Genomic DNA, 21,875 nt, shown 5'->3' on the forward strand with positions numbered 1-21,875 from the left:
TAAGTCGCGCTAGGTTGACAGATTTCCCATCGACAGAATACTGTTCCGTTACAGAACATTATTCTGTTACGGAACATCATTCTGTTAATCGACCCTTTAGCGAGGCTTCAACATGAACCAGGTTCTCAGCATGTTCACCAGCGCCGGCCCAGAAGCGTTCAGCAAAATGGTCTGCCAGATGGCGCCCTACTTCAGCACCATCAACCCAGTGTTCTCGGAACTGCGTCAAAACTACGCGAGCGTGCAGGTGCCGTTTTCCAAGGAGATCACCAATCACCTGGGCACCGTACATGCGATCGCCCTGTGCAATGCCGCAGAACTGGCGGCCGGAACGATGACCAACGTGTCGATTCCCGAAGGCGCGCGCTGGATTCCAAAAGGCATGACGGTGGAGTACCTGGCCAAGGCCAAGACGGATGTGACGGCGGTCGCGAATGGGGAAGCGGTGGATTGGTTGACCGAGGGCGACAAGATTGTGCCGGTGGATGTTCATGATGCCGAGGGCAAGAAGGTGTTCACGGCGCGGATCACCATGAATGTGAAGCTTTCATAGGCGCTGAAGGGCTTTTAACTGTTGGAGCAAAGCTTGCTCGCGAAGTGGCCGGCACATCCAACATCGATGTCGGATAACAGGACGCCTTCGCGAGCAAGCTTTGCTCCTACAGGGGGATGTGTGGTCAGACCAACCGCAGTCGCGGAGCCATGGCCGGCACCGCCCCATCTCCTAGCCGCTCCCGCACACACTCATTGGCCTTGCGCGTCAGTTGATCCAGATGCCGATCCCGCTGCTTCTCGGCATCGGTCATCGCCCGTTTGCCGTGCTTTTGCAGCAGGTAGGTATGAATCTGCCGCACTTCCAGCGCGCTGTAGATCGGTGCCGTGTCCAGCACCGCCATCAGGCCGTCGGTCCCGTGATCGCGGGTGTTCATCAGCACTTGCGTCGCGCGCACGCCCAGCACTTGAAAGCCCAGCGCTTCAAAATAAGGAACTTTGCCAACGCTGCAGGTCAGCTCGGCATGAGGGTAGCGACCGACCATTTCCCGCAGCATCGCTCGGGCCACACCCTGGCGCCGATGGCTGGCGTCCACCGCCATATAGGCCACGCCGCACGCCTCGGGATCGTCCTTGACCGGCAGGTACAACACGAAACCGATGACCTTTTCGGGATCATCCAAATCCGTCGCCACGATCAACTCAACCGCAAGCCCCTTAGCCCCGTTCAACGCCTCCAGATAGAGGTGGACCTCATAGCCGATCGCGTACTGGTACACGTTGTACAGCAGATTACTTTGCGGCAGTGCTACCGCGCTGATGTCGGTCAGGTTGTCGACCACCAGTTGCAGGATCTGGCTGGTGATGTGCTCGGGGCACGGGGTTTTGAAATGGCTGATCTGGGGCATCGAATGGCTGACTCCGGGAGTTCGTGCGCAATTGTAACGTGCCGTGGCGATTACGCCGCACAGTGATTGCGGAACGACTCGTCCAAAGAGAGCGGATCGCCGCCCTGTTTTTCCAACGTTTCAATCGGCCTAAGGTGGCTTCCATTCACTGATTGGAGCTCACCATGAATCACCCCACTCTGCTTTCCACGATCCAGATCGGCCCGCACGCCCTCGCCCACCGCGTGGTCATGGCGCCGCTGACCCGTATGCGTTCCGAACCCGGCGATGTGCCCGGTGCGTTGATGACCGAGTACTACGCGCAACGTGCCACTGACGGCGGCTTGATCATTTCCGAAGCCACGGTCGTGTCCACCACCGGTAACGGCTACCTCGGTTCGCCCGGCTTGTACAACGACGGGCAAATCCCTGGCTGGAAAGCCATCACCGACGCCGTTCATGCCAAGGGCGGCCGGATCTTTTTGCAGCTGTTCCACGCCGGTCGCCAGTCCCACAGCGACATGCAACCCAACGGCGCCCAACCCGTTGCCCCATCGGCAGTCGAGTACGACGGCGTGGCTTACACCGCCAGCGGCTGGGTGCCGAGTACGCCACACCGAGCCCTCAGCGAAGCAGAAGTCGAAGCGCTGTTGGAAGATTTTCGCAGCGCCGCACAGCGGGGCCTGGCCGCCGGTTTTGACGGGGTGGAAATCCATGGCGCCAACGGTTACTTGATCGACCAGTTCTTGCAGGACGGCAGCAACCGTCGCACCGACGCCTACGGCGGCAGCATCGCCAAGCGTGCGCGGTTTCTGCTGGACATCACCCGTGCGGTGATTTCGGTCTGGGGCAGTGATCGGGTGGCGGTGCGCCTGGGTCCGAGCGGGACGTTCGGGGACATGAAGGACAGCGATCCTGAAGCGTTGTTTGTCTACGTCGCCGAGCAATTGGCGCCGTTGAAACTGGCCTATCTGCACTTGATCGAGCCGCGCGTTTTGGGCAATTCGATCGATGAGAGCAAGGACCAGAACCCGGTGGCGGCGCAGTTGATTCGTCGGCATTACGATGGGCTGATCATGGCGGCCGGTGGGTTCACCGCCGAGTCTGCCGAGCAGATTTTGCAGGCCGGTGATGCGGACCTGGTGGCGTTCGGGCGGGACTTTATTGCCAACCCGGATTTGCCGGAGCGTATTCGGCATGGCCGGCCGTTGAATGCTTATGACCGGGATACGTTTTACGGGGGTACGGAGGTTGGGTTTACGGATTATCCGTTTTATCAAGAAAGTGCCTGAGTAGGCGCTCGCTTTTGATCTCCCTTTGCAAATCCCCCTCTCACCTCTACTCTGCGCCTACCCTTCTGCATCGAGCACATCCCCCATGATGGACAGCCTCAGCGGTATCACGGCCTTCATTCAGGTGGCCGAAACCCGCAGCTTCACCGAAGCCGGTCGCCTGTTGGAAATTTCCTCCTCGGCGGTCGGTAAAAGCGTGGCACGCATGGAAGAACGCCTGGGCGTGCGGCTGTTCCATCGCAGCACTCGCAGCGTCACGCTGACCACCGAAGGCGAGCTGTTCCTGGACCGTTGCAAGCGCATCCTCAGCGAAGTGGAAGCCGCGCAAATGGAGTTGCTGGAGTTGTCCGCCACGCCCAAGGGCAAGGTGCGTATCAGCGTGCCGTTGCAGAACGTGCTGATCATGCCGGTGTTGGCCGGGTTCATGCGCGCCTACCCGGACATCGAGCTGGATGTGGACATGTCCGACCGCATGGTCGACGTGATCGAGGAAGGTTTCGACGCGGTGATCCGCACCGGCGCGCCGCAGGATTCGCGGCTGATGGCGCGCAAGTTGGGTGGCTATCAATTGCAGTTGGTGGCGTCCCCCGAGTACCTGGAACGCCACGGTGAACCGATGCACCCGGACGAGTTGATCAACCACGTCTGCCTGCTGCACAAGTTTCCGGCGACCGGGATGATCGAGCGCTGGCCGCTGCGCATTGGCGAGACGCACATCGAGCCGAATCTGGCGAAGGCCATGACCTGCACCACGATGGATCCGCTGACGTATTTGGCGCTGGATGGGGTGGGGATTGCCTGCCTGCCAGACTTTTCAATCCGTCAGCCGTTGGCCGATGGCAGGCTGAAGGTGGTGCTGGCGGACTACACCGACCACTCCGGCAACCTGTGGATGCTCTGGCCTGCGTCAAAGCAGACCGCGCCGAGGCTGCGGGTGTTGATCGATTTCTTCAAGGACAACATTCTCAAGGTCTAGCGTTGCAGGGCCTCGGCAATCGGGGCCTTGCTGATGCCGAAACTGAGCATTACCGCCAACCCGAGCACGCCGATCACGGCTCCTAGCCACAGCGCCGACGGCACGCCGAAGTGATCGACCATCAAGCCACCGAACAGCGAACCCGAGGCAATCGCCAATTGAAACGTCGTCACCAGCATGGCTGAACTGGCTTCCGGCAATTGCGGCGAGGTCAGTTGCATCCAGGTGCTCACGCCCAACGGAATCGCGCCATAAGCGATGCCCCAGACCAATACCGCCAACGCCACGCCCCAGCCCTGTAATTCTGGCAAGGCCAATTGCGCGATCACCATCAACACCACCACCGCCCCCAGGGACAGGCGCAGATGCTTGACGATACTGTTGGCCATGCCGAAATTGGCGAGCATACCCACCAGGCCGAAACCCAGCAGAATCGCGGTGATCGCACTTGGCGAGTAACCGGCCTCATGCGCAAGAAACGGCGCGACATAGGTGTAGGCCGTGAAGTGTGCCGCCACCACCAGGCCCAACAGCAGCATGCTGCGTCGAGCGTTGCTGCGCGCGAGGAAGCCCAGCAATGCGCGCACCTGCAAACCTTCTCTGGATGGCAACGAAGGCAACGTCAGCCACTGCGCCAACAACGTTAACACCGCCAACCCGGCCGTGGCCGCGAACGAGATCCTCCAGGAAAACAACGTGCTGACAAACGTCCCGAATGGCACACCGAGCACCGTCGCCAGGGTGATGCCGGCAAAGATCAACGCTGTCGCTTTCGCGGCTTTTGATTCGCTGACCAAACGCCCGGCCGCCGCAATCGCCACGGCCCAGAAGCCGCCCAGCGCGACACCCAACAGTCCTCGGCCGAGCAACATGATCGTCAGTGACGGCGCCACGGCCGACACCAAATTGGAAGCCACCAGCAACAGCGTCAATAACAGCAACAGATGTCGCCGATTCATCTTCCCGGCACCGAGCATGATCGCCGGTGCCGAGATGGCCGCGACGATGCCCGGCACGGTCACCATCAACCCCGCCACGCCGTCGGTAATCCCAAGGCTATTGGCGATTTGCGGCAGGATGCCCACCGGCAGGTATTCGGTGGTGACAAATGCGAAGGCGCCGAGGGCGACCGAGAATACGGACAACCAGTCGCGGGAGGAGGATGGCGGCTCAAGCGCAAGCGCCGGAGTGGCCGGTATAACGTGCATATCGTTCATGGGGAAAGCTCCACAGTAATGAGTAGAGCCATCGTAGGTAGCGATCCGACACGGAAAAACGGTGCAGAGCTCCGATCACTGTGGATCGATCCATCCACAATCCGGCGCTCTGGCCCGCGCATTAGCGCCGTATCTGTCCAAAGTGTCCGGCCCTCCAGGCTGTTTTTCCCGAAGCCAACGCTCCCTAGACTTTGCCTCGTCTGCCATCCACCTTACGAGGCCACACCCATGACTACTTCAAGCTCCCCCATTCGCGTCGGCATCGTCGGCGTCGGCACCTGGGCCCGCCACGGCCATTTGCGCGTGCTCGCCCTGCTGCCGCAATACCGCGTGCAAGCGGTGTACAGCGAACACCGCGAACGCGCCGAAGCGGCGGCCAGCGAATACGACATTGCGCAAGTCGCCGATTCGCTCGATGCATTGGTCACTAACCCCGACGTCGACCTGGTGGTGGTGCTCAACACCGCGCCCCAGCACGAACAAACCGTGCGCGCCGCCATCGCCGCCGGCAAAGACGTCTACTGCGAATGGCCGCTGACCACGACCACCGCAGCCTCCGAACAATTGGTGCATCTGGCGAAGGACGCCGGCGTGCGCCACATTGTTGGCTTGCAACGCCGCCACGCACCGCACAACCGCTACCTGCAAGACCTGTTGCAACAAGGTTATGTCGGCCAATTGCGCTCGGTACGCCTGCACGTCAGCACCCATTACCTTCAGGCGCTGCGCTCCAACTCTCTGCGCTGGACCGCCCCCGAGGAAAACTTCTCCAGCGTCATCGCGATCTACGCCGGGCACTTTCTCGACATGCTGTTCACCGCCACCGGTTGGCCGCTGAGTGTGTCGGGGTTGATGGTCAGCCAGTTCCCGAAAATCACCATCGTCGAAACCGGCGAAGTGCTGGACAGCACCGCGCCGGATCAACTGGTGCTCAGTGGCCTGCTGGAAAATGGCGCGGTGGTTTCAATTCATATCGAGGGCGGCAAGCGCAACGGTTCCGGTGTGCAGATCGACATTACCGGCGATCAGGGCGACCTGAAAATCACCAACCGCTCAGCCTTCGGCGGCGTGGGCGATGACTATGTGATCGAGGGTGCCCACGGCGATGACCTGCCGTTGCAAAGCCTGCCGGTGCCGGACAGTTATCAGCGCTTGCCTGAATCGGGATTGCCGTCGGCGGTGTTGGAACTGGCGGAGTTGTATCACGTGTTTGCGCAGGATCTGGCGGATGGCACGCATGCGGCGGCAACGTTTGAGGATGCGTTGCGGATGCATCGGTTGTTGGATGTGGCAAAGAAGGACAGCAGTCGCCTTTTGGAGTGACGTTGATCGGCGCTACGCTGGAGAACACGGCGCAGTCTGTAAAAGAATAAAACAACAACTCATTCAATTCAGGGCGTAACAAAACGGACTGAATTGAATGACATATACAATTTAAAGTAACTGCATAATCCTCAAAGACTTTTATCTCGAAACCCCATGCATGGGACACACCTGCAACTCCAAAAATTGTCAGAAATATTTCTACTCTTATAGAACAACTTAGATAGCTAACTACTGAGCCTTTCAGCGTTGCCCGTCGAAACTAAATTTCCAGGCAAAACTTGACAAGTCTCACGCATGATCTTTAGTGACACTGTACAAGTCGAGCGCTTTAACCCAACCAATTAATTATCTGTAACGCTCACTTAACAGCGTGCGCAAACAGGCCGTAGATCCCCTCTGATGCACGGTTGAGCACTAGGGTTTTATAAAGATGTTTCGAGGACAGGGAAGCTGATGAACGTCTTGACGCAACCTTTTTCGTGGCACAAGAAAGGACTGACAACGCTACTGCTTTTTTTCATTTTCAGTCACGCGATAGCCGAAGTTTCCACAGAAGGTCCAGCATCAGACTTCCAGGTCTGGCTGGGCTCGGACGACGCTCAAGGACAAATCATCAACGGTGTAATACCCGCTGATCCGTCCAAATGGCGATCAATTTATCTCTCCCAAAAGAATGGTCGATGGTGTACCGCATTCGCCGTCGGCCCGCGCACGATCATGACCGCCGCACATTGCATACCTTCCGATAAAAAAATTATGCTTCAGCGACCAGGCAAAGATGAAGTAACAGCCTTGTGTAAAGTTCCCACGTCATATCCCAGTGATATTACCGCCGACTATGCACTATGCGGCTTGGCAGCCGACATCAGTTCAGGCCCTTATGAAACACTGAACCAGCAACCCGACCGGCTTAAACCGGAAATGAAAGTACTGCTAACAGGGTACGGCTGCCGCCAATTCAGTAATCAAGACGAGCAAACTTTCTCGATCGGCACTGCCACGTTCCGTAATACAGCGGGTGGAAACCTTGGTGTTGTTAACGGAGAAGCATCGGTTTGTTTCGGGGATAGTGGGGGGCCTGCCTTTCTGGCGTCCGAAGATGATGTAGCTCAGCGAATACTGATTGGTTTGAACTCTCGAATGCTAGCCGACGGTGCAACGTCGCTTCTGTCGCTATTACCTACTAACATAGAGTCCTTTTTTCAGGGACTCAATGATGAAGGTTGGGTAATCTGCGGTATCACGCCTGCTGCCAAAAGGTGCCGCCATGAATAACTCACTCTTAAGAACTTTTTGGTTTCCCTTGATCTGTGCCTCACTGCACAGCCAGTACACCTATTCTTTTCAGATGAGTTTACCCACCATTACGGTCGCGCCGGCGAGGTTGAACTCGGTTGAATCGATAAAAATTCTTGCAGAAATTGCCAAGCCGACTCCTGTGCAAATGCTAAAAGGGGAAAATCCGATAGATTTAGTCCGTACTCGATGTGGCGCTGTTAACTCGGACTATTTACCACTTCTTCAACGGGCGAACCCTGGGCTCACGCTGGATAAACTTAGTGAAGACACCGTCGTCTCCCTTCCTGCCTGTTTTATAGTCGCACCGGAAAAAAAGGTGTTGATTGAGAAAGGTGACAATTTAGCCATTATTGCCAACCAATACTATGGATCGGCGGGAAGCGATACACTCGCAAAAATAGTAAAAGCAAACGAAAAGAAAATAAACTGTGGTACGCCAGACCTTTCTTCATTATCAGGAGCCTCGCCAGCGGCGTTTGATCGTTGCATCCTCCAACCGGAACAAACCCTTACGTTACCTAACGTCCCGATTCCCGCTAGCTATTTGGCTAATACCCATTCAGCGGACGATTTGGAAAAACTAAAAGACCAGCTGACAAACAGTTTACAAAAGGACTCACCAAGCTCCGAGCGCACCGGCATTGTAGAGTTTCCAGAAGATTTGGTGGCCGCCGCAGAAACCAATGTAAGCTCCAAATTTCAGTGTGCGGAAAGCGAGGCAACCATCCCCGTTCAACGAAGTGAATTGATTAAACTACTTGAAGCCAACGATCGGGACAGAAACAAGGCCATAGAGGCAGGTGAGACCGTCCCGAGCAACACGGCAATCATTGTAATCGCAGACACAGGTTTATCCGGGTTCGATAGCCCGGCTTTTCCAAAGGCGACCTTCCGTACAAAATACCCTGGTTACAATGAAGGACCGCCTCGTAACTATGGAGTTAACGTATACAACACGCAGTATGAACCTGCGGAATGGAAGCAATACAACCGATACGGCCATGGAACACACATCGCGGGGATCGCCCGTGGCGGTATAAACCTATCCAAAGACGAAGTAAGATTTTTCTCCAATCGCATCAAGCTCTTGATCGCGGCAATGCTTGATATCAAACCCGTTGCGTCACGTTCGGGTCAAGGCATTGAGTACTCCGTCACCACGCCTTCAGGTGGAATTATCAATGCCGCTACTTATGCCGCTGAGGAAAACGCCAACGTACTGAATATAAGTTTTACGTCCACCGTACAAATAATTGGTTTGGCTGACATCATAAAAAAACAAAAGAATCTTTTAGTGGTTGCTGCAGCTGGAAACACCCCGCGCGACACTGACTCCATCAGTGATGTTTTCCCATACAGTTACGGCGGCATCAATACGGACAGCTTGGCGCCGGATCGCTTCATTATTGTCGCTGCGCATCAACAGAATGGAAAACTCGCCCCTTTTTCTTCATACGGGCCACAAAACGTCGACTTGGCCGCTCCAGGATGCCGGGTCCAATCCAACGGCACTTCGGGTGATATAAAAGCGTTCAGTGGCACTTCCGAAGCGGCCCCGAGTGTTTCAAATGTAGCAGGACTATTACGCTTTGAAGGTATCGAGCAAGCACGGCGAATCAAGGCAAGGATTGTTGCCAGTCTTGATCGCTCGGCTGAATTGCAAAAGCAAGTGGCGTGGGGTGGCAAACTCAATATCATGAAAGCCTTGAATGTCTATCACGATACACTAGAGTTGAAATCTTCCCCAGGCCAACTTGTAACGGGTCGACTCCCCATGGATCCTCCTACGTCAATGACCTGTAAGTCAGGCACAGTTGACATTAGTGCGCTGGGCAAACTGTATCGTAACTCAGACGTGAAAGCAGACGGTTTACATGCACTGAGAAAAGGGTCTGACGGTTATATAAAACAAGCACCTGAAGACTGCACGCCCAGCAATAAAACCTTTACTTTTATAGTGGCAGGGGAAACCAGAACCATCGAATGGGAAGATGTAGTGGACTTTGTACCCAGGCACTTTCGATTCGATTAACTTTAATGCACCACCGTTTGACAACATCACAAAACAAAGGAGCTATCATGAATAAGTTTTCGACGTCGACCTTGCTTGGCGCCTTGATAATATTTAGTGGTTGTTCATCACCGCTTGTCAAATACGGCCAGATTCAAAAATCTGACGAAAAGGGCCTCGCAAAGTTTAGCCTTTCCGAGTCAGTCATTAAGTTCAATCTGAAAAAAAGTTCACTAGGAGCCATCGAAGGTGTTGATATAGTTTCGGTGCCCGTTCCCGAGGCGAGTGGCAAGATATTTTATATTGCAGGAACCTCGGTCATGGAAAACTGGGGAGTAGAAACAGTCGTGGTGCCCGCCTACCGTGGTGACACCACACTCCTCAAAAGTATTGCTGTCACCACGACTGACAAGCGGGTCACCTATATCGAAAAAGGTGCGGGACTGATAGCCAAAGCGATAGGTTTTTTTGTTTCGGCTACTAACTTCTCCGCCGATAAATTGCCGGACGGCGTGGCCGTCCAGCCTTTATTGGATGCATGCGATAATCCCCCAAAATTATGCACCCGAACTTTTACCCCATCCGAATCACCAAAATACGAGATAACACTCACCATTGGTGCTCTCCCGTTGGATAAATTTGTATTCCCTGTGACCTCCGATACCGTCTATAAATCAGGAGCCTTCCTATACTCAGCTTGCCGACAGGTTGATGTGCAGTTGTATTTCACCAGCAATTCTAAAAGGGAAAAAATCGCGGAGTCGACGCTAACAGTAGCCGATTCCAAGTTCGTTCAAGCATTGGCGTTTCCAGAAAAGGGGACGATCACCGCCGGAGCATCTTGCGGTGCAACTGCGGCGGCCGAGGCATCATCCAACCCCGATGCAATGGGTTACGTCGATGCCTTCATGGGGGCCGCACAAACAATTGCCAAGGCTTCGAAAGATGGAAAAGACGCACGAGCGGCAGCAGACGCAAAAAAATAGAACTTGAGCTTTTGGGCTTTTCGAGCGGCCTTGATCTTACGCACTCTGTCATTGCTTCGTTTAGATTGAATCATTCGCCAGGCAGTGCTGGACCCGGTCCGGAGGCGAATGACGGTGACAACCGTTCTACAGAGTATTGCCAAACCACCACTGACTGGAAATGTGCAGATCCTCTTATCGCTCAAGCCCCAATCCCGATCTTCCGATCCCATTCAGTGCCCCAATCCCAAACCTGGCCTTCCAACCCGTTTCATAATCCTCCTGCGGAAAATCACCCGGCGAAGTACCCGCAGTAAAAGCGTTGAACACCGCCTCGGCATAACGCCGATTCTTGGGACACATCGGCGCTGCAGGCACATACATCACGTTGCCCCAGCCCTGCTGATTTTCCACTGGCGCGACGCTGTGGATCACGTCGCAATGCCACCAGACCGAATCGCCCGCCTCGACATCCGGGATCGGGCTCAGTCCCTCGACCAGCAACGGGTGCCACTGCTTCGAAACCGGCAGCACTTTGCCGGGCATGACGCCGCACAGTTCATCTTCCGGCACATCGTCGAGCAGTGGCCGCAGCAACAGATAAGCCATCGCTTTGGGGATGGGCAACGTGTGCAGCACGCCTTGATCAGCCTTCATATCACACAGCGCGGTCCAGCCCTGGAAGGTACGGAAGGCCGAACATTTCACCGTGTCCTGGTAGGCGTATTCGTCGACCTCGGTGCGATAGGCCGCATCCCAAGGGTCATAGGATTTGAAGTCATTTCGATAGATTTTGTCGAAAACCTTCAGGTAGGCCGGGTGCAACCAGCGCTCCAGCGCCCCGGAGTCGGTGTGCGGACCAAGCCCTTTGGACGTGGTGCCCGGCGGGCGACGGCGGACCCTGTCGGGGTACAGCGCATTCACATCGGGATCGAACCATTGCTGGCCGTGGGAGTGGGTTTTCCACAGTCGATTGAGAAACGATTGCGCGGTGGCCATGCGTTCGTGCTGGCGCACCTGCATCTGCGAGCGCGACCAATAGATCGGAAAGATCTCCGGGCGCGAGCCTTCAAGGTTGCCGAAGAACTGGTCCATCGGGCCTCGGTACGTGGCATCGAAGGCATTGTCATCGAGGTAATCGAGCAAGCCTTTGTCCCATTGCGCAACTTGTTCTGTAGGAAAGTGCCCTTTTATCACCAGACAGCCACGGCGGCGGATCATCGACAATTGCTCGGTGGTCACTGTGCCTGCGGCGATGGCCTGGTAATCCAGGGTCGGCCAGGCACTGCCGAGCCGCGTTTGCTGGTCCTTGATCGAGATGATTTCTGCTTCGATAAACGCGCTTACTTCGGCAAACAAGGCGTCCACATCGCCGATTTGCGCACGCAAGGTGCGCTTCATCCGCACGATGTTGTCTCGGTAGTGTTCTGGCAGCACAGCGCTTTCAAAGGTGTGATCGTTGCTCATGGTCGCGACCTGCAGAGGGTTGTTAAAAGCCACCTGCACTTAAACACCCGCGCCGCGCTCGGCTCAGTCGGTTTTGCCGCGTAAACCGATACGATTGTGGCGTACACCGGGCGCACCCAATCCTCCGCAGGCTTCGCCAGCTCCTACGGTGAGGGTGTGCCGTTCCTTAGCGAAAATGATGGCCATGGCGCTTGCGGAAATCGCTCGGGGCCAGGCCTTTCTGGGCCTTGAATTGTCGGTTGAACAGCGCCAGCGACGAATAACCCACCGTCTCGGCAATCAGCGCAACAGGCGTATTGCCTCGCAGCAACAGCGCACACGCCCGTCCGATGCGTAACCGGGCGATGTAGTCCAGCGCCGTGCAATGGGTATGACGGCGGAACATGCGATGAAACGCCGACACACTGATGCACGCAATGTGCGCCAAGTCGGGAATACTCAGAGGCTCGACGTAGTGCGCATGGATATGCTCGAGCACCCGTTGCAGGCGTGCGTCCTCAGCCATCGCGACGGCGGATTCGGCCGGTTCCGTGGGGAGGATTCGCTGGGCAGCCGTATCCCGAGTCAATCGGGTCAGCACGTGCAGCAGAGAAACCAATCGCTCCGGCCCTTGCTGCTCCACCATCGCTTCGATGACGGGTCGCAACTCGGTTGAAGCTTCGTCGCTGAAGTGCAACGCGCACCGGGCGGCGGCCAGCAACGTTTGCACTGATCCCATTTCTGGAAACAGGCTCACCAACGATTGCGCCCAGGCCTGGGAAAACCAGATCACCAGCGCCACATGGGGCTGGTCCGGGTCAATGCGTTCGGCGGAACACCAACTGTGTGGCACATTCGGCCCCAACAGCAGCAGGTCGCCGTCGTCGTAAAGCCGCACGTCACTGCTCACATAACGGTGGCCACGACTGTTGAGGGTCAGGGTCAGTTCGTATTCCGGGTGATGGTGCCATTCAAACGGAATGTCGTCGGGCAACCGCCGATTCAGCATCGACCACGACGCATCGGCGGGCGTAGGGATTTTCTCGAAGCTTGGCTTCATGGCAATACGTTCCTGCTCCACGCCTGAGTGCAAACGCCAGAATCGTATCACTCACCTCATCACAAAACCCGCAGTGCCTTGATACAACCCCGTTACCCAACCTGTTACCTGACCGACCGCCCCCACCTGAACCAGCGTCACGAATGTAACGCCAAGACACTTCGCCCCCCCTGCCCGCCGCGCCTAATGTGAAGCCGTCAATGTGCTTACAGGGTTGTGACACATCATCGGCATCGCCCGCCTCCCGTCAGTGGAGGCATGGAAGACCTGTCACGGGTGCTGCCTGATTGCTGGTCGGATTCGACGCCCGCTGCCCATTGATTGCCTAAACACAACCAAGACAGAACAGAGGGACACCATGAGTAAGTCAAGCGCTGCAAGCACCCAACAAGCACTGCACGACGACGTTCAAGCGGCCGTCAAATCGATTCTCGGCGCCTCAAGTTCAACGGCCCTGAAAACCACCGACTACAGCAAAGTGCTGACGTCGACCCTGGCCGCTACCCAGAAATCGGTCAAGATTCAGATCGCTTCCGCGGACCTGACCACGCTCAAGCAGTCAGGCTACAAGCTGTGCTTTGCCAAGAAGGTCGGTACCGAAGACTACAACGTGGTCTGGCAGTCCTACGTCAGTTACCTGAGCAACAACACCTTCAGTTGGACGCCTCAATACCAGTTGTTCGGGTCCAACTCGTTCCAGGCCAACGTTCAGGTGGATGTTTCGACCAACCTCGTCACCATCGGCCTGGGCCAACAGTCGATTCTTGACTCGTCTGGCTTGCTGGGCAACGCGACCACCGGTGGGCCCGACACCTCCATCACGCTGGTCAATCAATACGGTGCGATTCACCCCGGCGTCAGCCAGTTGTCCACGGGCATCGACGGCAAGCAGGTCGCCACCCCGATCTACGTGGCCATTAATCAAGTGGTCACCGGACAAACTGTGCTGACGCCTGTCGAGACCATTCTTGTCTGGTTCGAACAGAATGTGCAGACCAGCACTATGTTCAGCACCTCGCGCTCCCAGGCTATCGAGGTCGACCTCACCTTCGATAACAACGCGACCCGTCTCTACTCGGGTGGTTCCTGGACTGTCGTGTAACGGCGACATCGGGGGCAACCTCGCGGTTGCCCCTTCTCTCAGCCATCGTCACTGCCCCGGTCGAAATAGCCCGTCAGTGAACGGCAGATCGACTCGGCCAGATCTTCCTGGGTCGCGATGCTATAGGGTCGATTGCGATCAAATTGTGCCGACCAGCGAATCCTCCCTTGGGCGACATCGATCAGGCGCACCGACGCCCGGACCCGGGCCGACTCCACCCGCACGCTGCCCTCCAGTGAATAGCAGCCGCGCCCCACCCGTCCCGGCACCGGCGTTTTAACGCTGCTGCGCGGCACTTTCATCAGCACATGGTTGGCATGGGTCTGGGAATGTTCGAAGGAATCGAACAGCCGGCAACTCAACTCTTCGCACAAGCCGCGGGTAAAGTCGTCGCCATCATGAGTGATGCAGGTAAACGGCTGGAGTTGCAGCACCGGATGATGCTCGCTGGCGACTTTCGGCCTGAGCCGTTCGTACGCCAGGCGATAATTGCCAGCCGGCAAGCTCAGGCGCATCAGGTCGTGTTGGCCGAGGGTCGCGTAATAACTGGCGAGTTTGCGCCGCAAGCGCCCCACCTGCACCCGCACCACCGGATCGTCGCCCGTGGAATAGACCGCCGGATCCCGGCGAAACACGGCGATGCCAATGGCGTGCTCGGTGAGGGGGATGTTCGAGAATTGCAGGTCGTGTTCAACCAGAAACCGCAGCAGGCCGCCCATCCGCCGGGACTTGGCAAACAATGGACTGGCCAGCAGCAGCGCCAGCACCCGTTCTACTTCGTCGCGACCGAACGGCTCGGTAACCGTGTGCACACGTGTATCGGCAATGCGTTTGATCACCATCAGTCTGCCTCCATGCAGATTGTTGCGTTCAACTCGGGCGTTGCACGGGCGAAGCTTAGCAGTTGCGGGAGATTGTGTAGTGGCACCTTGATGTTCGGTGGGTCAGAAGATCAAAAGATCAACAGATCGCAGCCTTCGGCAGCTCCTACCGAAGCCTGCGATCTTTTGATGCCCGGTTGCACCGCCATCACTGCTCCGGCGCCACGATGCGAAAGCGGATGTTGATGTCTTTGGAAACCACACCGTCAGCCCACTCCCCCGCGCCGATCTCAAAGTCGCCACGGTTGAGCGCAAACTCGCCGACAAACACACCGATGCCGCTTTCCGGCTTCAATTCGACTTGTACCTGCACCTTACGGGTGAGGGTCTTGAGCGTCAGGTCGCCGGTGAACAGGTAGCGGTTATCGCCGAGGGCCTTGACGCTGGTCGATTGAAAAGTGCCCACCGGGTAATGTTCCGTGTCGAACCACGGCGCTTTTTGCAATTCGGTGTTCGCGTCGCTACTGCCGGCGTCGATGCTGGCCAATTCGATACGGAGCGTGGCGTGGGCGGCTTCAGGGTTTTGCGTGTCGAAGTCGAGGCTGCCATCAAACTTGCCGAACGTGCCGTAGACCCGCGAGCCAAACTGGCTGAAGGTGAAACTGATCTGGCTGGCGTCGGTGTTGACCTCGTGATACTGAACGGCTTGGGCACTGGCGGCGAACACCATGGTGGCAGCAATTGCGGCGAAACGCAGGAACCGAAAGCGCATGAGTTTCTCCGATCAGAGGCCGCCCATGGCAGAGGTGCCATGTACGTTGGCCAGCGATAGGAGGAATAAAGCAAAGAATGGAGCTTTGTTCCACTGCGGTGTAGCCCTTTCCGGGCACTGCGCGGCGGCTCAGTTGGCGGCCCACTCTTCAAAACACAAAGGCGCCCGATCCTCGAAGGGGCGCCGTTTGTGCATTGACGCTTACACCACGCCGACGAAATCACTCGCCGTCAGGGCCACATGCCCGACCAGATCAATCTGAATATCGGCCGCGTTACCCGTGTTTACATTGCCCTCCACGTACGTGTGATCAACCCCGCCGACGTTGACGAAGTGGTACTTCAATTGCGCCTGGTTGTTGAACTCGTTGCCGGCGCCATTCCACTCGCCAAGGAAGGTGAAGTCCTGATTACCGGCCGAACCGGCGCCGGAGGTCCGGGCATCGATCAGCGACAGATCGATGTGATCGGTTCCATGCACAAAGTCGGTGATCACGTCGCGGCTCGCGGACGATGTGCCGGAGTCGTTGATCGAGCTGAACACAAACATGTCCGCCCCTGCACCACCGGTCAACGTATCGCGGTTGCCATTACCGTCCAGCGTGTCGGCGCCACCACCACCGCTCAAGGTGTCGATGCTGCCCTGGCCGGTCAAAGCGTTATCGGCATTGTCGCCCGTCAGGCTGTTGGTACCGCTGCTGCCGATGACGTTTTCGACGCCAGTCAAGGTGTCACTACCGGTTTGCGAACTGCTGGCCAGGCCGGTGGACAGGTTGACCGTGGCGTTGGCCGAAGTCCCGGACAGGTCGTAGGTATCGGTGTCAGCGCCACCGTCATAGGTGTCGTTGCCATCGTTGACCGACGCCTGGAAGGTGTCATTGCCAAGACCACCAAACAGGTTGTCCAGACCTTGCCCGCCGCTCAAGGTGTCATTGCCGCTGCCACCGTCGATCCAGTCGTTACCGCCCTGTCCCGGCAACTGGTTGTTGGCCGCATCGCCCTGGAGGTGGTCGTTGCCAGCGCTGCCGATGACGTTCTCGATACCCGTCAGGCTGTCGCTGCCGGTCTGGGTACTGGTTGACGTCCCGGCCTGCAAGTCCACCGTGGCCGCCGCCGACGTGGCCGACAAGTCATAGGTGTCGGTGCCCGAACCCCCGTCATAGTGGTCGTTGCCGTCATTCAACGATGCCAGCAGCGTATCGTTGCCGGCTTCACCAAAGACGCTGTCGTTGCCGGCCAGGCCGCTGAGCTGGTTGTTGCCGCTGTTGCCATGGATGACGTTGTCCAGTCCGTTACCGGTGCCGTTGATGTTGTTAGAGCCCAGCAAGGTCAGGTTCTCGACGTTGGCGCCCAGGGTGTAGCTGACCGAGGACATGACAGTGTCGGTGCCCTCGTTCAGGTTCTCCTGAACCACATCGCCACTGGAATCGACCATGTAAGTGTCGTTGCCGGCGTTACCGCGCATCGTGTCATTGCCGCTGCCGCCGTCCAGCAAGTCAGAGCCCAGGCCACCGTTGAGTACGTCATTGCCCGAATAGCCCATCAGGATGTCCTGATAGTTGGTGCCATTGAGCGTGTTGCTGAAGAAGTTGGTGCCTTCGATGAAGCGTCCGACCGCCTCCGACGGGTCGGACGTCAGTTGCTCCACCGTGCCGTTGTTATCGGTGTAAGTCGTGATCACCCGCAGCTGCTGGCCGAACTGTGCCGAGGTCGGCGCAAAGGTCGCCGCATTCGCCCCGGTGATACTCAACCAGGCCGCCCCCACCAGCGCTTGCCACTGATAGGAGAACCCGCTCGGCCCAGGCAAGCCGTCGGCGTCCTGGATCGCCGCCGTGTTGGCGGTCAGCCGGTATTGGGCCGGTACCGGACGACTTGGCGTCGTTGGCGCTGTGGCAAAACCTGACAACACCACATTACCGGTCGGCAGATGGTTGGTGATGCTCAGGTTGACCGTGCGGTCGGCGAAGCGCAGTTTCTCCACGCCAACCACAATGTCGGTGCCATCGACGTTCGCCGCGCCGACCCGCAGGTCCACCACTTTAAACGCCGTGATCAGTTCGCCACCCGGCCGGGTATCGGTGAACTTGGTGATGCTGTAGTTGGCAAAGTTGCCCGAGAACAGCGCCGTGTCTGCCGCACCATCGGCCGTGCCGGGCGCCGCGTGGTTGTCACCCAGAATGAAGTCGGGGCGAGTCGATTGCAGGCCGGTAAAGTGCTGAGCGAACCCCTGACTGGCGAGCAAGTGATTCAGGTCGGCAAGTTTGATCGAGTCACCAACGATCACATCATTGCCGCCGTTACCTTGGGAGACATCATCACCACTGCCGCCAATCAGCCAGTTTTCCGTGGCATCACCGATCAGGCCCGCCGAAGGATTGGCCGGGGTGACCGAGTTCGGCCGGCTGTCGCTGAAGCGTGAGCCGATCAAGCCTTCAATGTCTGTGAGCAAGGCGTTGAACGGTTGGAACAGCACTGCAGTGCCGGGTGCCGCCACGATGTTCTGATTGTTCAGGTCGGCCGCCGCATCCAGCGCAATATTCACATCGCTGAACGCGGCGATATCGAACCCGACATCACCAATGGCTTCATCACCATCACCCTGGCCAGGCGCGCCACCGAGGCCCGGCAGCAGAATGTCGTCACCGGCACCGCCGAACTCTTGGTCACCGGTGGAACCACCGGAAATGATGTCGTCGCCATCCTCGCCAAACAGAATGTCCGGGCCGTCGCCGCCGTAGATCTCATCGTTACCGTCACCGCCATGCACCAGGTCGGTGTCGCCACCGGCATCGATGTAGTCATTGCCGGCACCACCGTAAATTTCATCGATCCCGGCTTCGCCGTAGAGGTGATCGTTACCGCCACCGCCAATCACCACATCGAGGGCACCGGCGCTGGTCCCTGCGTAAATGATGTCGTCCCCTTCCCCGCCATCGAGGAAGTCTTCGATATCACCGCCATAGATCACGTCGTTACCGTCGCCGCCGTAGATATGGTCGGCGCCGGCCTTGCCATCCAGGATGTCATCGCCGCCTTCGCCGTAGATCGTATCGTCACCGTCACCGGCGTCGAGCCAGTCATTAAAGTCGGTCCCCACCAGCACTTCGTGGGAGTTGTAGCCCACTGCCGCCGTGCCGTCGGGGTTCTCGCCCTGGTCCGGACGGTAGTCGCGGATGTAGGTTTGCGCGGTGTGGGTTTCCGGATTGGTCAGGCTCATCAACAAACCGTTACCGCCAATCCCGCCGGTACCACCGGTGGAGTAAACGCCGACATGGTTGGCCGCGATCAGCGTGCCGTACTTGTGCTCGCTCTTGTACGCGGTCGCGCTGGCGCCGGAATCGGTGTAGCTCAACTCCACATAGCTGTCGGCATAGCCGAAGACATCACCGGCCAGGTGCCGGGCGTCGGTGGTGCGCTCGATGATGTCCTTGAATTGCTCGGTCACCACTTGCTCGTTAAGGTTGGTCATGGCCGGCAAGCCGAGGTCGAGGCGGAACAGGTAGTAGAAACGGTCACCGTCCATCAACCGTTCCATCTGATCCTCGAAGATCGCGTTGAAGGTGGTGCCCAGTTGCCCGGTGTAGACGTGTTTTTCCGCCAGGCCACCGATCCACAAATCAATGGCGTTGTAGCCGTCATAACCGGCCACATGATTGCCGTCGGCATCCGCCGCGCCGGAAAGGAAATACGCTGCTTGTTCGGCCGTGACGCTGCCACCGGCATAGTTGACGGTGAGGCCCGAGACATCAGCATCAATGATCGCTTGGGCATGGGCCACGTCACCATCGAAGGAATACGCGGCGATGAAATTCACCAACGATTCGGGGTGAATCATGTTGTTGGCGAAGTCACTCCAGCTCGTGTAAGGCGTCAGGCCATCGACGATCAGGTTGGTGTGGTGTTGCGCGCCGGCCGGTGACGCCCGTTCGGCAATCAGCGCATCGTGAATCTGCTGACGTGCCTGGTTCAGGGTTGGCAGGCCCAGGTCGCGGCCACGGGCCAGGTTGATGGTCGCCAGATCCAGCGGCTGACCGAGCAAACCTTGCTGCAAGGCCGGGGTCACGAATTCGTCGATTTCGTTACTGATCTGCCGGGTCATGCCCAAGGCAATGGCCGTCGGCCCGATATCGGCGAAACCGCCGGGATTGAGGAACGCCTGTTCCAACGCGTAGTGGGTGATCGCGCCGGTCAGGTCGTAGCCGCCACTGGCATTTTTCTCCAGGGCATCGATGGTTTCGCGCAATTGCGAGTGGCCGAAGCGGAATGCAGCCTGGCCATACTCCAGCGAGATATTGGTGTTGATGCCCGAGTCGTAGGTCACGAATTCCGGCAGGTCCGGGGTGATCAACCGGGCGTATTGGTCGATCGCGACGTGCTGGTATTCCATCTCCACGGTCAGCTTGGCGGCATAGAACAGCTTGTCCTGATCCCAGGACACAGTGACGCCATCGGCCAGGGTGAAGTTGCCATTGGCATCGCTGTAGAAACCACCACTGCCATTGCTGATTTGCACCTGCCAGTTGTGCCGCACATTGACGTCGGTTTGAGCCAGTACCTCGTTCTGCAGGTTGATCAACTGCACGTTGTGGTCTTCGTGGAAGACGTGGTGAATGGCGGTCAGCCCGAAGTTTTCGTTTACCCGGCCGTCACCGGCAATGTAGTGGTCGCCCACCGACTCCAGCAGCAATTCGTTGGCCACCGCGAACGCGGCAGTGCCAGCGGCGGCGCTGATGGAGAAATCAGCGAAGTTGACGAAGCTGAACAGGTTTTTCGGCCCGGAGTTGTCGTAATTGAAGACCATGCCATACGGGTTGTTTGCATCGAAGGTGATGCTGGTGATGTGCGCGTCCAGCGACATCAGCTTCGCTTGATCGATATGCAGATCATCGAAGTGCGGGTTCATGTCCAGCAGGATCGCTTCGCGGGTGTACACCGCTTGCACGCCGGCGGTGGTCGGGTCGGCGTCGAGCACATGACCGTTAGCATCGCGCACGCGGAAGTTGGCGATGTCGTCCCAGGTCAGGTCGTCACGCCCGGTGGCCAGCACATGGGCGCGCAATTCGCTCAGGGTTGGCAGGGTCTGGTGGGTCAGCACGCCGTTGAGGGTCCAGGCGGCGTCGTCACTCAAGGTGGTGCCGTCGAACAGCGCCGCCCCGGCGATGAATTGGCCAGGGTGATTGGGGTCCGCGACCCACTGGCGCAGCAATTGGGTCACCGCGTCGTTGGAGCCATAAGTCTGGTTCTGATCGATGTACGGCGAATCCAGGTTGACGTATTGCGCCTGGCCTTGGCCGTCCACTTCGCTGACCGAGGCACGGTGCACCTTGATCGAGTAAACCGGCTGGCCGTCCGGGCCAATGGAGCCGTACAACGGATCGTCCGGCGCCAGGGGAATGGTGATCGTCGCGTTCTGATTGGGCTTGTTGATGAAGTCCAGGCCGTGGTCGAAGAACTGCCCGAACAAGGTAAACCAGCCGGTGGTCGACGGATCGCCACTGACCGTGTTCTGGTTGCGAATGTAGTACTGGCCGGAGTCCGGCGAGGTGGTATCGACTTCGCCGATGGCGCCGAGAATCCCCGGATCGGTGACGATCGCCACGCCCGTGGCGGTGTGCTGGATATGCCCGTTGGCATCGGTGGCGAAGGTGACACCGCCACTGACGATGGTCTGGCTGATCATCCGGGGCGTGTAGTCCACCAGTGAAGCTGTCGGATCGCTATACAGTGAACTACTGTCAGTCATGGGCGTGGCGCCGACGGGCACACCCGGCCCAGTCAATGCGGCATTGCTCAGGTTCTGATGGACGTAGTGCGTGTAGTCGGAGTGGGTCAGGCGGATGAAGTTCTGACCGAAACTGCCCCAGGCCTGACCATCCTGGGTCATGTTGTTGAAGTGTCCGGAAACGTTGCGTAGGCCAATCGGGTCGCGGGCGCCGTTGTACCAACTGGTTTCACCGGGAGGTGTGTCCAGCGGGTTGAAACTGCCCAGCACACCGAGCACATGAACATTGCCGTCCGAGCCGTCGTAGCCGTACAGCGGCTGACCCGCAGTGTTGTAGCCAACAATATGAATGGTGGGGAACGTCACCTGCTGCTCAAGAAACGAAATATCGTTTTGGTTGAGGGTGAAGCGTTTTAGCGCATACATGGCAAGCTCCAGATATTCGTTGAGTTGCAGGGTTTTCCAACCGACTTATCACGATGATCAGG

General features: G+C 57.7%; 15 protein-coding genes. 8 read left to right on the forward strand and 7 right to left on the reverse strand.

The features are described 5' to 3' along the window. Nucleotides 1–112 precede the first annotated feature (112 nt). Nucleotides 113–553, forward strand: coding sequence for a hotdog fold domain-containing protein (locus ACA071_RS18700; protein ID WP_497640517.1), 441 nt, complete (start codon nt 113–115; stop codon nt 551–553). 124 nt (nt 554–677) lie between these two features. Here ACA071_RS18700 and ACA071_RS18705 read toward each other — a convergent pair whose 3' ends face one another. Continuing rightward, nucleotides 678–1,400 (reverse strand): GNAT family N-acetyltransferase, encoded by a 723-nt coding sequence (locus tag ACA071_RS18705; protein WP_497640519.1) that lies wholly within the window; start codon nt 1,398–1,400, stop codon nt 678–680. Nucleotides 1,401–1,564: 164 nt separating this feature from the next. Here ACA071_RS18705 and ACA071_RS18710 point away from each other — a divergent pair, with 164 nt between their 5' ends. Both ACA071_RS18710 and ACA071_RS18715 read left to right on the forward strand, forming a co-directional pair. After that, on the forward strand, nt 1,565–2,671 hold the full coding sequence (locus ACA071_RS18710) for an alkene reductase (RefSeq protein WP_497640521.1): 1,107 nt from the start codon (nt 1,565–1,567) through the stop codon (nt 2,669–2,671). 88 nt (nt 2,672–2,759) lie between these two features. Then, nucleotides 2,760–3,647 (forward strand): LysR family transcriptional regulator, encoded by an 888-nt coding sequence (locus tag ACA071_RS18715; protein WP_497645340.1) that lies wholly within the window; start codon nt 2,760–2,762, stop codon nt 3,645–3,647. Here the strand turns inward: ACA071_RS18715 and ACA071_RS18720 are convergent. Then, on the reverse strand, nt 3,644–4,864 hold the full coding sequence (locus ACA071_RS18720) for an MFS transporter (protein ID WP_497640522.1): 1,221 nt from the start codon (nt 4,862–4,864) through the stop codon (nt 3,644–3,646). The genes ACA071_RS18715 and ACA071_RS18720 overlap by 4 nt on opposite strands. A 228-nt stretch (nt 4,865–5,092) precedes the next feature. Between ACA071_RS18720 and ACA071_RS18725 the strand changes: the two genes are divergently transcribed. The 4 genes from ACA071_RS18725 (at nt 5,093) to ACA071_RS18740 (ending at nt 10,486) form a co-directional block, all read left to right on the forward strand. Beyond that, complete coding sequence (locus ACA071_RS18725) at nt 5,093–6,187, forward strand: Gfo/Idh/MocA family protein (RefSeq protein ID WP_497640524.1); 1,095 nt, start codon at nt 5,093–5,095, stop codon at nt 6,185–6,187. A 456-nt stretch (nt 6,188–6,643) separates the two neighbouring features. Beyond that, nucleotides 6,644–7,465 carry a trypsin-like serine protease gene (locus tag ACA071_RS18730; protein ID WP_497640525.1) on the forward strand — a complete coding sequence of 274 codons (822 nt, stop codon included), beginning with the start codon at nt 6,644–6,646 and terminating at the stop codon, nt 7,463–7,465. Next, nucleotides 7,458–9,521, forward strand: a complete 2,064-nt coding sequence (locus ACA071_RS18735) for a S8 family serine peptidase (protein ID WP_497640526.1) — start codon at nt 7,458–7,460, stop codon at nt 9,519–9,521. Before ACA071_RS18730 ends, ACA071_RS18735 begins: the two co-directional genes overlap by 8 nt. 47 nt (nt 9,522–9,568) lie before the next feature. Continuing rightward, nucleotides 9,569–10,486, forward strand: a complete 918-nt coding sequence (locus tag ACA071_RS18740; RefSeq protein WP_497640527.1) for a hypothetical protein — start codon at nt 9,569–9,571, stop codon at nt 10,484–10,486. Between the two features lie 174 nt (nt 10,487–10,660). Here the strand turns inward: ACA071_RS18740 and ACA071_RS18745 are convergent, their stop codons facing one another. Together ACA071_RS18745 and ACA071_RS18750 are read right to left on the reverse strand one after the other, a co-directional pair. Beyond that, complete coding sequence (locus ACA071_RS18745; protein ID WP_497640528.1) at nt 10,661–11,932, reverse strand: YbiU family protein; 1,272 nt, start codon at nt 11,930–11,932, stop codon at nt 10,661–10,663. 166 nt (nt 11,933–12,098) lie between these two features. Next, entirely contained in the window at nt 12,099–12,971 is an 873-nt protein-coding gene (locus ACA071_RS18750; protein WP_497640530.1) for a helix-turn-helix domain-containing protein, read from the reverse strand. Nucleotides 12,972–13,329: 358 nt separating this feature from the next. Here ACA071_RS18750 and ACA071_RS18755 point away from each other — a divergent pair, with 358 nt between their 5' ends. Next, nucleotides 13,330–14,073 carry a hypothetical protein gene (locus ACA071_RS18755; RefSeq protein WP_497640531.1) on the forward strand — a complete coding sequence of 248 codons (744 nt, stop codon included), beginning with the start codon at nt 13,330–13,332 and terminating at the stop codon, nt 14,071–14,073. Between the two features lie 38 nt (nt 14,074–14,111). Here ACA071_RS18755 and ACA071_RS18760 read toward each other — a convergent pair whose 3' ends face one another. From ACA071_RS18760 to ACA071_RS18770, 3 genes are all read right to left on the reverse strand, one after another. After that, nucleotides 14,112–14,915 (reverse strand): hypothetical protein, encoded by an 804-nt coding sequence (locus tag ACA071_RS18760; protein WP_497640532.1) that lies wholly within the window; start codon nt 14,913–14,915, stop codon nt 14,112–14,114. Between the two features lie 187 nt (nt 14,916–15,102). Then, nucleotides 15,103–15,666 carry a YceI family protein gene (locus tag ACA071_RS18765; protein ID WP_497640533.1) on the reverse strand — a complete coding sequence of 188 codons (564 nt, stop codon included), beginning with the start codon at nt 15,664–15,666 and terminating at the stop codon, nt 15,103–15,105. Nucleotides 15,667–15,867: 201 nt separating this feature from the next. Next, nucleotides 15,868–21,813: a peroxidase family protein gene (locus ACA071_RS18770; protein ID WP_497640534.1), complete on the reverse strand. Its 5,946-nt coding sequence runs from the start codon at nt 21,811–21,813 to the stop codon at nt 15,868–15,870. Nucleotides 21,814–21,875: the final 62 nt, after the last annotated feature.

It is taken from the genome of Pseudomonas sp. LBUM1646 (assembly GCF_059716165.1).